This is a genomic window from Paraburkholderia fungorum (assembly GCF_046027215.1).
Lineage (GTDB): Bacteria > Pseudomonadota > Gammaproteobacteria > Burkholderiales > Burkholderiaceae > Paraburkholderia > Paraburkholderia fungorum_D.
In genome coordinates, this window is sequence record NZ_JAQQEN010000002.1 from 3,064,075 (window position 1) to 3,076,558 (window position 12,484).

The window sequence follows — 12,484 nt, forward strand, 5'->3', positions numbered from 1 at the left end:
TGAAGGAAAAATTATGATCCGAACCGGCCGTCAATACCTTGAATCCCTGAATGACGGGCGTCAAGTCTGGGTGGGAAATGACAAGATCGACAACATTGCCACGCACCCGAAAACACGTGACTATGCGCGGCGCCACGCGGATTTCTACGACCTGCATCATCGGGCCGATCTGCAGGATGTTCTGACCTATGTTGACGAGGATGGTGAGCGACGTTCAATGCAATGGTTCAGCCATCACAATAAGGATCAACTCCGGCGTAAGCGCAAGTACCATGAGACCGTGATGCGTGAAATGGCCGGCGCATCTTTCCCCCGCACTCCCGATGTGAACAACTACGTATTGATGACTTACCTGGATGACCCGACGCCGTGGGAAACGCAATCCATTGGTGCGGAAGGTCATATCAAAGGGAAAAATATCGTTAGCTTTGTCAACTTTGCTAAGGATAACGATTTTAACTGCGCGCCGCAGTTTGTTGATCCGCAAATGGACCGATCCGGCCCGGAGGCACAGCAGCGCTCACCGGGTTTGCGTATCGTCGAGAAGAACGAGAAAGGCATTGTTGTCAATGGGATCAAAGCGATCGGCACTGGCGTTGCTTTTGCCGACTGGATCCACATCGGCGTATTTTTCCGGCCCGGCATTCCAGGCGAGCAGGTTATTTTCGCTGCCTGTCCGGTCAATGCCAAAGGGGTGACGATCGTTTGTCGTGAAGGCGTGGTGAAGGAAGATCCAATCGAACACCCGCTGGCCTCGCAGGGCGATGAGCTCGATGGGATGACTCTGTTCGAGAATGTTTTCATTCCGTGGTCGCATGTCTTCCATATTGGCAATCCTGAGCATGCCAAGCTCTACCCGCAACGGGTATTCGACTGGCTGCATTACCATGCGCTGGTTCGCCAGATGGTGCGCGCTGAGCTGATGGCGGGGCTGGCCGTCCTGATCACCGAGCATATTGGAACCAACAAGATTCCCGCTGTCATGACTCGCGTGGCGAAGCTAATTGGTTTTCATCAGGCCATGCTGGCCCACGTGATCGCGGCGGAGGAATTAGGCTTTCACACGCCCGGCGGCCACTACAAGCCGAATATTCTGGTCTACGATTTTGGCCGCGCGCTGTATCTCGAGAACTTCTCGCAAATGATCTACGAACTGGTCGATCTTTCAGGGCGTAGTGCTCTGATCTTCGCCAGCGAGGATCAATGGAACGATGCGACACTCAATCCGTGGTTTGAACGCCTGAACAGTGGACCTGTCGGCAAGCCACACGACCGCGTCAAGATCGGCCGGGTGATCCGTGATCTGTTCCTGACGGACTGGGGTAGCCGCCTGTTCGTTTTCGAAAACTTCAACGGTACGCCGCTGCAAGCCATTCGCACACTGACCATGCAACGGGCGGAGTTCTCCGGTTCGGGTCCGTATGCAAGGCTCGCTCGCCGGGTTTGCGGCATCGAGGCAGGAGTAGACGACAACTCCGATTACAAGGCGACCGCCGACTACGCCAAAGCGCTTGATTCGGCACGGCATCAGGAATCGCTGGCGCTCAGCGGCACAATGTCCATTTAACGCAATTCCCGCCTAAGGGCGGGGCAGTTGCGTGAGCTGCATAGGGTGTAGGTACCGTGCGCTCGCACGGTACAGTTTCTCTCCAGGAAGGTGACAGAATATGGCCGATGAAAATTTTTTGGACCGTGTGTTTCGTCATGGTCGCAGCCAGAACGGGTGGCTTGCTGAGCCGGTGTCTGACGAACAGCTGGAGCAAGTTTACGATCTGATGAAGTGGGGTCCCACTTCAGTAAATTGTTCGCCCGCCCGGATCGTTTTCGTGCGCAGTGAGGCGGGCAAAGCAAAATTGAAGGACGCTCTCAGCCCGGGGAATGTCGATAAGAGTATGACGGCGCCTGTGCTCGCCGTTGTCGGCTACGAGACTCGCTTCTACGACGATCTGCCGCGGCTCTTTCCGCATAATCCTGCTGTGAAGACTTGGTTCGAAGGCGAAGCGAAGGTCGGGTTTGCTGAAACAACGGCCTTTCGCAACGGCACCCTGCAGGGTGGATATCTGATCGCGGCAGCACGCGCGGTCGGTCTGGACTGCGGGCCAATGTCGGGCTTCGACAATGCGAAGGTTGACGCCGCACTGTTCGCTGGCACGTCGATTAAATCGAACTTCATTTGCGGGCTGGGTCGCGGCGATCCTTCCAGGCTGTTTCCGCGCAGCCCACGGCTGTCTTTCGAAGAAGCCTGCAAGCTGATCTGATCCGCGATTGACGGTGCTTACGGGAGTCATCCATGATAGTCATCTCCGATCCAAGTGAATTCAATTTATCCGGGTCGGCCGTGTCGATCGGGATGTTCGATGGCGTTCATCGTGGGCACCGGCGTGTCCTGCGGAAGTTGCGAGATCAGGGATTGGCCTTGCAGCTTCCTACCGTCCTGGTCACATTTGATCCTCATCCGCTTGCCACGTTGCGTCCCGCCTTTTGCCCGGCGCTCCTGACGACCCTTGAAGGTCGTATGGAGTTGTTAGCGTCCACCGGTCATGTCGACTATTGTCTCGTTCTGACATTTGATCGGGTGCGAAGTGCGGAATCGGCGGACGAGTTTGTGCGGCGGACTCTGGTTGATATGCTGGGCATGCGCTCATTGATCGTCGGCGAGAATTTCGCCTGCGGCAGTGGGCGCCAGGGGAATATTGAGTACCTGGGCCATCTTGGCGATTCCCTGGGGTTCGACGTACGTCCTGTGCCGTTGCGGCCGGATACGTACGTCGGGAACAGTGCGCATTGTTCGTCGAGCGAAACAAGGCGGCTCATCCAGCAAGGCGACATTGCCAGTGCAAATGCCATGCTGGATCGCCCCCACGAGCTGTCCGGGACGGTGTTCGGACCGAGTGAATCCGCGTGCCGCGTGATCGACGTTGCGGTGCCTCGCGATATGTGTTCACCGCCGGTCGGGGATTACGCAGGAACTGTAAAAAAACAGGATGTTGCGGCGCCCTGGATCGGCGCTATCCTGCAAGTTCGGGAGCAACATCCGCAGATTGGCGCGCGCACGGTGCGGTTGCTTGTTGAGAAGGACACGGAAATCGCTCCCGGTGACGCAATGACCGTCCGATTCCTTGATAGGGCAAGGTCGGCCACAAGTCGCGTCGCATTCGGTACGATGGCCATGATCTGACGTGACCCAGGCGAAACTATCATGAACGAATTCACTTTTGTAAGCCATCCGCAGCGGGTTGTTTTCGGTGCCGGTACGCTAAGCCGGCTCGAAGCGGAAGTCGATCTGCTTGGCGCGCGTCGCGCTCTGATACTCGCGACGCCGGATCAGCGCCGCGACGCAGAACGTATAGCAGCAATTCTCGGGGCTCGTGTTGCCGGCGTGTTCGATAGGGCGGTCATGCATGTACCCGTTGAAGTTGCCCGTGAGGCGCGCGAACTGGCACGCCGTCTTGACGCTGACTGTGCTATAGCTATCGGCGGTGGGTCGACGGTAGGACTCGGAAAAGCCATAGCGCTGGAGTCAGACCTGCCGATTCTTGCTATTCCGACTACTTATGCCGGTTCTGAAATGACACCGATCTACGGCATAACCGAAGCGGGATTGAAAAAGACCGGTCGGGACATTCGTGTCATGCCAAAGACGGTGATCTACGATCCCGAACTCACGTACTCGCTGCCAGTATCTTTGAGTGTTAGCAGCGGGATCAACGCGATTGCTCATGCTGCGGAAGGTTTATACGCATCGGACGCTAATCCGATCACCGACCTGATGGCTGCCGAAGGTATCGCTGCCATTGGTCGAGCGCTGCCCCTACTGACGCGCGACGCTGAAGCTGCACAGGTTCAGCATGCACGCGCGGATGCGCTCTATGGCGCGTGGCTGTGTGGATCGGTGCTAGGAGCGGTGGCGATGTCGCTGCATCATAAGCTGTGTCATACGTTAGGCGGCAGCTTCAACCTGCCGCACGCGGAAACCCACACGATCGTCTTGCCGCATGCATTGGCCTACAACGCCTCGGCCGCCCCGCGCGCGATGAAGCACATCGCGCGCGCGCTCAACGGCACTAGCGCACCGCAGGCCATTTTCGATCTGGCGAAAACGAACGGTGCACGGTTGGCACTGAAAGACATCGGAATGAAAGCGTCAGACCTCGATAAGGCGTGCGAGATCGCGCTGCAGAATCAATATCCCAATCCACGGCCACTGGAGAAGGCGGCTATAAGACAGTTGCTGCAGGACGCATACGAGGGTGTGCGACCGCGGATCTGATCTGTCTGGGGTTCATCCAAACACCAAAACATCTGGAGACGAACATGCGCAACCTCAATGAAAGAACTGTCACGCAAGCAGTGCTCAATCTCTTATCCGGCACGCCGGATGCTCGCCTGAAATTCGTACTCACTAGCCTCATCACTCATCTGCACGATTTCGCGCGGGACGTCGAGCTAACGGAAGAAGAATGGCTGGCAGGGATTCAATTCCTGACCGCGACCGGGCACAAATGCGACGACAAGCGGCAGGAATTCATTTTGTTGAGTGACGTCCTCGGGTTGTCGATGTTGACCGTTGCGATGAACAACCAGAAGCCGGAAGGTTGCACGGAATCGACCGTTTTTGGGCCGTTCCACGTAGAAGGTGCACCTGAGTATGAGAACGGTGCCGATATTGCCAATGGCGCGGTGGGTGAACCTTGCCTCGTACGAGGCACGGTGAAGGATCGCAACGGCGCACCGATCGCCGGGGCGGTGCTGGAGGTTTGGCAGGCCGACGCTGAAGGGTACTATGACGTTCAGTATCCGGACCTCGCGACTCATCAGGGTAGAGGCGTACTCAGGTCTCAGGCAGACGGTAGCTTTGAATTTCGTACCGTTGTTGCTGTCGCATACCCGATTCCCGTCGATGGCCCCGTGGGCGATCTGCTACGTGCTACCGGGCGCCACCCTTGGCGCCCCGCCCACCTTCACTTCATGATCAAGGCGGAAAATTACCAGACCTTGGTCACGCACGTATTTCGCAATGGCGACCAATATCTGGATTCCGATGCTGTTTTTGGCGTACGGCAAACATTGGTAGCCGACTGGATCAAGCAGCCTGACGGTAGCCACACGTTGAGTTACGATTTCGTCCTGAACCCCGTGGGCTAAGGCGGTTCGTAGTCGTGCCGTATTGATCGATGGCTTTTGCAGGCGTCAGGTCTGCGTTGAATTTCGATTCAATGCAGACCTGATGGGCTCTCGCTTTACCCGGGCGTTGAAAACAGCGTGCGAAACACATTTCGAAGCCACTGGTTGCCGGGTTCGAGGTGGCAGCGATCATGCCAGTATTGAGCGATCTGGAGTTTTGGCAATGCAATCGGCGGCTCAACCAATTGCAAGTCGAGATCGTGACTCATCGCAACCGCAAGATTCTTTGGCACCGTGGCGATCACGTCGGAATGTTTAGCGATCAACGCAGCAGAAGTAAAGACGGGGACGCGACACACGATGTTCCTGCGCGGCACTTCGGCCTCGATGAGCCGCTCAATTGCCAGGTGCTCATGCCCGGTACCAAGTGCGGACACGAGGGCGTGCTTCTCCGCGATAAACTCCGCTTTGCTTGGATGCGTGCCGATGCGCGGATGGTCTTTGCGCGTAACGCTGACGTAGGTCTCGCTCCATAGCGGCAGGCGACGAATACCCATTGTGAGCGAAGGGAAGGAGCCAATTGCCAGGTCAACGAGCCCTGACTCAAGCCACAGATCGAGGTGTTGCGCGTCGCACGGAATCGACTGTACACATATTCCCGGCGCTTCAGCGGCGAGGTAGTTCAACAGCGCTGGGAAGATCTTTACCACGCCCGCATCAACAAGAAAGAAGCTGAACTTACGCGTTGATGTTTTTGGATCGAACGACGCGTGCTCCGAGCGCAGCGTGCGAAGTTTTTTTAATATCGCCCGCACGGGTTCTGCGAGTTCGAGTGCCTTCGGTGTGGGCTCCATGCGCAGCGCTACGCGCACAAAAAGCGGGTCGCCAAAATACAGTCTTAGTCGCGCCAGCGTCTTGCTCAGCGCGGGTTGAGAAAGATTAAGCACGCGCGCGGCCTTGGTCAAGCTATGTTCGGTCAACAATACGTCGAATACTTGCAGATGATGGAGATCGAGTTCGACTTCACCTTCATTTCTTTGTGGAATAGTGTCCATGCGGCAGCGGCCCTATCAATACCAATTTGGTAGGGCAACTGTAGCCGATCCAAAAGTCGGTGCCACTCGGAGTATTCACCAACCTGTGGCGCTCCCCGTGAGATAGGCTCGGTTCGGAAAGTGAGGATATCCTGGCTTATTTCCGCAGTGCCGCGACCATCTTGACTTCGACTAGCAACTCCGGACGCGCCAGTGATGCCACACCGAGAATCGTCCATGCAGGGAAGTCAGAACGGATGTAACGCTCCTTGATGGCCCTGAAGTCACCGAGTTGTGACGCAATGTCCACATGATATGAAACCAGTTCAACGAGGTCGGTGAAGTCGAGACCGAGCTCTCGAAGAATGACTTGGGCACGCTTGAATGCTAAATCGATTTGCTCTTCGGCCGACTCCGGAATGGTCCCGTCCGCTCGCAGCCCGACTTGCCCCGCAATGAAGACCAGACCGTTCGCCGACACAGCGGGCGAATATTGGAAGAGATCAAAAATTTTGTTGCCGCCGAACGTTTCATCGTTCTCGGGCAATCGCAGGCGTTCAATCTTGCTCATTTTTAGCCTCAAAGCAGTTCGTGTACCTGAAGAACAACATCACAGGTCAAGACGCAACCGTGGTCCAACCTCGACAAATCCTGCTGACAGATAGAATGCAAGCGTGCGGGCCCAGCGGTGCTGATCAGGCGCGCCTACATCGAGTCGTTTCCATCCCCGTTCCTTGCCGAACTTTACGGCTTCGCGCACCAGCGCAGCGGCGACCCCGCCAGACCGGAATTGCGGTTGGACGTATAGCTCCGTAATCTGCCCGAAGGCTCCGCCCGCGTATATTGCCATTCCTTCTGTCATGAGGAGTACGCCCACCGGGCTATCCCCTTCGAATGCCAGATAGCCGTAGTTGCGACTGGTCTGGGCCAGAACGGCTTCAGCGATACACACCCGGTCTGCGGGTTCGAGTTCGCCATTGTGGAGCTCAACCAGAAGCGCATCCACAAGGCGCGCAACAGAACGCGCATCGGTCGGTGCAACAGGGCGAATACGCGTCAAGATAATCTCCTTTACTGTCCCGCGCAGTGCTGCCGAATCTGTTGGCTTGACACTCATTCGCAGCAATGCCTCATATAATGGCAACAAGTAGTCATCTTTGAACTGCTCCTTCACTGAAGGCACCATGCCAAAATCTCAGAATCAGCCAGCCGTTGAAGAATCTCCGGACATTGAAGTAGCTGAGAAGCAGCCCGACCCTGCGGTAGAGAAAGTGTCCCGTGCTTTGGCTGCACAGATTCACGCCTTCCGGACCTCAGCAGGAATCGCGTCAGGCACCCTCGCGAAAATGGCCGGCATTTCTCATTCGATGCTCTCAAGAATCGAAAAGGGAACCGCTACCCCATCAATAGAAACGCTTACGCGGCTTGCCAATGCACTGGGCAAACCCGTGTCGCGCTTTTTCGTCGACCAGAGTGAACGCCACGACTGCTCGTTCGTACCCGCTGGGGAAGGCGTGACTGTCGATAGGGAAGGTTCGTCGTATGGTCACATCTATCGGCTCATTGGCCACGTACTATCAGGGAACCTGTCCGTGGAGCCGTATGTCGTTACGCTCGACGAAAAGTCCCAGCCGTGGTCGACCCACCAAACAACGGGAATTCAGTTTCTTCACGTACTCGAAGGCAGGATGAAATACCGCTACGCCAATCGACTCTACGACCTGAAACCCGGCGATAGCTTGCTGTTCGACCCGAATGCGGCGCATGGTCCGGAAGAAATCGAAAGCGTGCCCGTGAGGTTTCTCGCGGTATTCTTCAACATCCGGGAATACAGCTAGAAAATAGAGGCCATACTTCTGGCAGCGGCCTCCACCAGCAGCTTTCGCGCGTATCGGCTTATCGTTGCGACCGCTGTAATTCTGCGAACTGCTTTGCCACAACGCTTTCTCGACTCGCGACAATCTCTCCCGTCCCCACGCGCTCCCGGCCGTACACAATCCAGGCGTCATCGGGCGAGCCGATCGTTTCGTCCACTCGCAGCTTCTCCGGTTGCGAATCGAAATAGTATCGATAGACAAGCGCGGAATCGCATTCTCCCCGCATCAGTCGTTCGAAGGCCACCGGAATGGAGACCGCGGGAATCAGCCTGGAATACGAACCGAGGTCTGCGTAGTCATCGGTCGCCGGGGAGACAAGCGAGATGGATTCCGGTTTGCCCACCTCCTTACGCGTGAGAATCGCCAGTGTGTGACTCGGTGAGATGAAGGTGTCGACAACGAACCGTTCGCGGAAGTTGCTGCCCATCACTCGCGGGGTATCTGGATGGACTGCGCACTGAACGAGATAATCAATGTCGTGGGCGTCAAACGCAGCGAGAGCATCGTCGAAATTATCAAAGAGCTTGATCTCAGCCTCAAGCCCGTGGAATTCAATGTAACGACGCGTCACGTACTCGTGGTTGGTCCCGGATGGACCGAGCGTGCCAAATCTGATTGTGGCCATGCCTTACTCCTGAAATCCTGAAAATTCGCACGCATGTTCATCATGGCGCATTCATTTGTGAATCATCTGACTGAGGAATCGTTTGGCTCGCTCAGTCCTCGGTGCATCAAAGAAATTGGCAGGCTCGTTGTCTTCCACAATTTCGCCTTGGTCCATGAATAGGATGCGGTCAGCCACCGCCCTTGCAAATCCCATTTCGTGGGTGACGCAAAGCATGGTCATGCCGTCTTGCGCGAGTAGCGTAAGCGTGTCGAGAACCTCCCTGACCATTTCCGGGTCAAGCGCCGACGTCGGTTCGTCGAGAAGCATGATGGTTGGCGACATACAAAGCGCTCTGGCGATGGCAACCCGCTGCTGTTGACCACCGGAAAGCTGGGACGGGTATTTCGTCGCATGACTCGCAACGCGAACGCGTTCAAGCATTTCAAGGGCGCGTGCTTCTGCATCCTTGCGCTTCAGACCACGAACACGCATTGGCGCCAAGGTGCAGTTGTCCAGCACCGTCATGTGGGGGAACAGATTGAAATGCTGAAACACCATGCCGACATCTGCACGTACCATGCGCACGTGTTTCACATCGTCGGTGAGCTCGATTCCGTCGACGTGGACATCCCCCGAATCATGCCGCTCGAGTCGGTTCACGCAGCGAATCAGGGTCGATTTTCCGGAGCCGGACGGCCCACACAGCACAATCTTTTCGCCTCGGCGGACCTGCAGCGAAATAGAGTTGAGTACATTGAACTCGCCGAAGCTCTTTGAGAGTCCCTTGATAGATATCGCGAGTTCGGTGTCCGGTATCGTATTCATAGCGAAAATCCTGTGCTTTTTCGTGCGGCTCAGGTGTCGAGCCGCGTGAGCGTCTGGGCGCGGAATGCTTGCGCCGCCGGGCTCTCCTTCCAGGCTACCACCTGGCCGTCAGACAGCCGCTCACGGCCATAGACGATCCATGGGTCGTCGACGGTACCGATCTGCTCGTCGATTCTGAACCGGGTGGGGTTCTCGGTAGCAAGGGACGAGTACGTCAGGCCGCTCTCGTATTTGCCCGAAAGAAGTCCATTCGCAACTGACGCTGTCGATGTCTCCGGGATGAGGGTGAGTCCGTCTGTATTGACATAGTCTCGTGTGGCGGGCTGAAGCGCGAGCGTTCGGGGTGTGTTCACGTCAACGCGGGTCACTACCGCCATGTCTTTGCTGGAAGACACGAATGCATCAATGACGAAAAGCTGTTTGCGGTACTTCGCCACAATGTCTGCCGTCGAAGGATGCACCGCAACCTGAACGATATAGTCGGCCTCGCCGTCGATCACCTGTCGTGCTGCGTCGTCAAAGCTCAATACCAGAGCCATCGACGCTTGTCCTTCCAGGCCGTGATGTCGAATGTACCGGGCAGTCACGAACTCGTGATTGCTACCGCTCGGTCCAAGTGTCAGAAATCGAAGCAATTGGTGTTTCTCCATTAACTTTGCGTCAGGGACTCGGAAGCATGAGCCGACCTGTAAAAGTGCGCTATAAGCGGACTAGACTGTGTGAGCATCCCCAGAATCCGAAGACTTCAGCATCGCGGTTTGCTTGGGCTTTCGAGGGTTGACGAGGTTGACGTCCTTTCCTGTTCTGCGTGCAATGTTCAGTTCCAGAATCCGGAACGCATGCGATATGAAGAATGTCATCGCGAGATAAACCATTCCAGCGGCGACAAAAATCTCATAGGGCGCATAGGTCTCGCTAACCAGCAGTTTCGACGTTCCCGTCAATTCCATAATGGTCACCGTCGATGCCAGCGACGTCGCTTTCAGGTTCAGAATGGTTTCGTTCGCGTACGCGGGGAGGGCAATCCGAATCGCAATCGGTGCTTTAACGCGACTGAGGATGGTGACCCGGCTCAACCCCAGTGCCTCGGCCGCTTCCACGATGCCTTTGGGTACGGCAGACAGTGCCCCCATCAGAATGCGCGCCGTGTAAGCGCCCGAATTCAGGCCCAGGGCAATGACCGCGCAGGTGAATGGGTCACGCAAGAGCGGCCAGACCATGGAGTGGCGGATAAAAGAGAACTGTCCGAATCCGTAGTAGAGAAAGAACAGTTGCACGAGAGCCGGCGTACCGCGGAATGCGCCGATGTAAAACTTGACGCTACCGCGTACAACCTTTGACGAGCTCAGTCCTAATAGCGCTGCGGGCACGCCCACAATGAGACCAACAACCACAATGGCGACAAAAAGCTCAAGCGTGAGGGGCAACGCGGCAAGCAGACGCGGAAAACTCGACATGAGCAACGAGAAGTCAAACATGCCTCACCTCGCCAATGCGGTCGACGTCTTGCGGCGAACCGTGCTAAAAACGTTTGTCATGGCGAAGCTGAGGACAAAGTACAGCACGCCGGCGATAAGGTAAAAGAAAAAGGGGCGATTGGTCGCCTCAACGGCGAAGCCCGTTCGTCGCATCAGGTCTTCCAGACCGACCAGCGAGACAAGCGCAGTTTCTTTGAGTAGTACGGTCAGCTGGTTCCCGAAAGCAGGTACGGCGAGGCGCCACGCCTGTGGTGCAATGACGTGGACGAAGCTGCTAATGCCCGTCAGCCCGAGCGCTGCGGAGGCTTCGAATTGGCCGCGCGGCACTTCCAGAATTGCACCCCGGAAAATTTCCGTCGCATAGGCGCCAAACACCAGTCCCAGCGACACCGCACCCGCGCCGAACGCATTGATCTCGATGGGTCGGCCGAGGAGATGAGAAAGGGTTGCGCTGCCGCCGTAGTACACCAGGAAGATGACCAGCAGGTCCGGAACACCTCGTATCGTGGTCGTGTACGCGCCCGCAAACTGCCTGAGAATCCGCATGGGAGACAGCTTGGCAGCCGCCATCAGAATCCCGATCAGCGAGCCGATAGCGGTGGCCGCGAGCGCCACCAGCAGAGTCGTCAAGGCGCCAAGCAGAATGAGTCCGCCATAACCATTCAGAGTGAAACTGATCATGCTGGCTCCCGCATTACATCAGAGAGAAAGGGAAGTACTTTTTTCTGATCTGATCGTAGGTGCCGTTTGTCATGATGGCGGCCAACGCTGCGTTAATACGATTGCACAGTTCGGCGTCGTCGAGACGAACTGCAATTGCGTTGCCATCCCCGAGTACGCCACCTTTGAACTCAGGTCCGACGAAGGCGAAGTCCTTCGAGTCAGGCCTTTTGAAGAAGTCGGAATAGAACGTCGCTTTGTTGCCGATGATGAGGTCGACACGACCTGCGACGAGGTCCAGTTCCGGCTGACGGGTGTCGTCATACAGCACGAGCGACGCCGTCTTGTCATAACCGTTCGCGACCAGCCACTGGTGCTGCGAGGCGCCGCGTTGAACCCCGATGCGCTTGCCTTTCAGTCCCGCAGGCGAGACGTCCTTGATGCCGCTGTCTTTTGCTGCGATAAAACTGGACGTCGTGTCCTTGTACTTGTTAGTGAACAGAACCTGTTTGCGCCGCGCGGGCGTGGTCGACATCGAGGCAACAATTGCGTCGTACCGGTTGGCCTGGAGACCGGGAATGATGCCGTCCCATGCCTGCGCAACGATCTGGCATTTCACTTTCATCTGTGCGCAGAGGGCGTTCGCAATGTCCACATCGAAGCCCTGTAGCTGGCCGGAGGCATCTTTAAAGCTCCACGGAGGATAAGTGCCCTCGGTGGCGACCCTCAGCGTGTCGCCGGCCGACAAGGCGGGGGCCGACGTGGCCAATGCTGCTGCCGCCAGGGCGCAAGTGGCCAATCCTCGAAGACGTCGAAACAGGGTGTGTGACATGGCAACTCTCTCGTCGCGATTGCTGCGCCCCGGATATTCCGTCGCAT

At 56.6% G+C, this 12,484-nt stretch carries 15 protein-coding genes; 6 read left to right on the top strand and 9 right to left on the bottom strand.

What is annotated here, in order from left to right; translation table 11 throughout:
- Positions 1-13: 13 nt before the first annotated feature.
- The 5 genes from PQR27_RS34145 (at position 14) to PQR27_RS34165 (ending at position 5,145) form a co-directional block, all read left to right on the top strand.
- On the top strand, positions 14-1,567 hold the full coding sequence (locus PQR27_RS34145) for a 4-hydroxyphenylacetate 3-hydroxylase N-terminal domain-containing protein (RefSeq protein ID WP_408527948.1): 1,554 nt from the start codon (positions 14-16) through the stop codon (positions 1,565-1,567).
- 100 nt (positions 1,568-1,667) lie between these two features.
- Complete coding sequence (locus tag PQR27_RS34150) at positions 1,668-2,258, top strand: malonic semialdehyde reductase (protein WP_408527949.1); 591 nt, start codon at positions 1,668-1,670, stop codon at positions 2,256-2,258.
- A gap of 32 nt (positions 2,259-2,290) precedes the next feature.
- Positions 2,291-3,178: an FMN adenylyltransferase gene (locus tag PQR27_RS34155; RefSeq protein ID WP_408527950.1), complete on the top strand. Its 888-nt coding sequence runs from the start codon at positions 2,291-2,293 to the stop codon at positions 3,176-3,178.
- A 21-nt stretch (positions 3,179-3,199) separates the two neighbouring features.
- Positions 3,200-4,270 (top strand): maleylacetate reductase, encoded by a 1,071-nt coding sequence (locus PQR27_RS34160; protein WP_408527951.1) that lies wholly within the window; start codon positions 3,200-3,202, stop codon positions 4,268-4,270.
- A gap of 44 nt (positions 4,271-4,314) precedes the next feature.
- Positions 4,315-5,145: an intradiol ring-cleavage dioxygenase gene (locus PQR27_RS34165; RefSeq protein ID WP_408527952.1), complete on the top strand. Its 831-nt coding sequence runs from the start codon at positions 4,315-4,317 to the stop codon at positions 5,143-5,145.
- A 95-nt stretch (positions 5,146-5,240) separates the two neighbouring features.
- Here PQR27_RS34165 and PQR27_RS34170 read toward each other — a convergent pair whose 3' ends face one another.
- From PQR27_RS34170 to PQR27_RS34180, 3 genes are all read right to left on the bottom strand, one after another.
- Positions 5,241-6,179, bottom strand: coding sequence for a LysR family transcriptional regulator (locus tag PQR27_RS34170; RefSeq protein WP_408527953.1), 939 nt, complete (start codon positions 6,177-6,179; stop codon positions 5,241-5,243).
- Positions 6,180-6,315: 136 nt separating this feature from the next.
- Entirely contained in the window at positions 6,316-6,729 is a 414-nt protein-coding gene (locus PQR27_RS34175; RefSeq protein ID WP_408527954.1) for a RidA family protein, read from the bottom strand.
- A gap of 39 nt (positions 6,730-6,768) precedes the next feature.
- Positions 6,769-7,344 carry a GNAT family N-acetyltransferase gene (locus PQR27_RS34180; RefSeq protein ID WP_408527955.1) on the bottom strand — a complete coding sequence of 192 codons (576 nt, stop codon included), beginning with the start codon at positions 7,342-7,344 and terminating at the stop codon, positions 6,769-6,771.
- On the opposite strand from PQR27_RS34180, the gene PQR27_RS34185 reads away from it, so the two are divergent.
- Positions 7,343-7,996, top strand: coding sequence for a helix-turn-helix domain-containing protein (locus PQR27_RS34185; RefSeq protein ID WP_408527956.1), 654 nt, complete (start codon positions 7,343-7,345; stop codon positions 7,994-7,996). The two genes, PQR27_RS34180 and PQR27_RS34185, sit on opposite strands and share 2 nt — an antisense overlap.
- A gap of 58 nt (positions 7,997-8,054) precedes the next feature.
- Here PQR27_RS34185 and PQR27_RS34190 read toward each other — a convergent pair whose 3' ends face one another.
- The 6 genes from PQR27_RS34190 to PQR27_RS34215 all read right to left on the bottom strand — a co-directional run bounded on the left by PQR27_RS34190 (position 8,055) and on the right by PQR27_RS34215 (position 12,437).
- Positions 8,055-8,660 (bottom strand): hypothetical protein, encoded by a 606-nt coding sequence (locus PQR27_RS34190; RefSeq protein WP_408527957.1) that lies wholly within the window; start codon positions 8,658-8,660, stop codon positions 8,055-8,057.
- 51 nt (positions 8,661-8,711) lie between these two features.
- Positions 8,712-9,467 (bottom strand): amino acid ABC transporter ATP-binding protein, encoded by a 756-nt coding sequence (locus PQR27_RS34195; protein ID WP_408527958.1) that lies wholly within the window; start codon positions 9,465-9,467, stop codon positions 8,712-8,714.
- Positions 9,468-9,496: 29 nt separating this feature from the next.
- Complete coding sequence (locus tag PQR27_RS34200) at positions 9,497-10,006, bottom strand: hypothetical protein (protein WP_408527959.1); 510 nt, start codon at positions 10,004-10,006, stop codon at positions 9,497-9,499.
- Between the two features lie 171 nt (positions 10,007-10,177).
- Complete coding sequence (locus PQR27_RS34205; protein WP_408527960.1) at positions 10,178-10,945, bottom strand: ABC transporter permease; 768 nt, start codon at positions 10,943-10,945, stop codon at positions 10,178-10,180.
- A gap of 3 nt (positions 10,946-10,948) precedes the next feature.
- Positions 10,949-11,626: an ABC transporter permease gene (locus PQR27_RS34210; RefSeq protein WP_408527961.1), complete on the bottom strand. Its 678-nt coding sequence runs from the start codon at positions 11,624-11,626 to the stop codon at positions 10,949-10,951.
- Between the two features lie 13 nt (positions 11,627-11,639).
- Complete coding sequence (locus PQR27_RS34215) at positions 11,640-12,437, bottom strand: transporter substrate-binding domain-containing protein (protein WP_408527962.1); 798 nt, start codon at positions 12,435-12,437, stop codon at positions 11,640-11,642.
- Between the last annotated feature and the right edge of the window lie 47 nt (positions 12,438-12,484).